Raw genomic sequence first — 375 nt, forward strand, 5'->3', positions numbered from 1 at the left:
TACAAGATCGGGAGCCGTATCAAAATTCATGATAAAGACCTGCCAATAGAGGCGGTGATAGAGGACATCAGGGCTTTTCACCTGCACCTTCGCACGCTTGAAGGGGAGTTGATCACTTACCCCAACAACCTCATTTTACAGAAAGCGGTCTCCCTTATTGAAAAAGAATATCATGCCGATGAAGGGAAAGATGCCCTGTAACTTTGAATAGATAGGAATCTTGCTATATTTGAAAGCTTATCAATAGAAAATCCTATGCGGAAGCTTTTTTGCCTTTTTCTCTTACTTCTCACCACGCTTGCACATGCTCAAAAACCTGAAAAATTAAGCTCTTCTGAAATTTATTCTGAAATTGAGAAACTTAATTTTCTTGGT

1 protein-coding gene is annotated in these 375 nt (G+C 39.5%); it reads left to right on the forward strand.

Annotated features, from left to right (window positions below):
- A partial coding sequence (locus tag HC175_RS20480) for a mechanosensitive ion channel domain-containing protein (RefSeq protein ID WP_369074362.1) occupies nt 1-201 on the forward strand: 201 nt, incomplete at its 5' end.
- Nucleotides 202-375 lie beyond the last annotated feature (174 nt).

The sequence above is a fragment of the Salinimicrobium oceani genome (assembly GCF_012037645.1).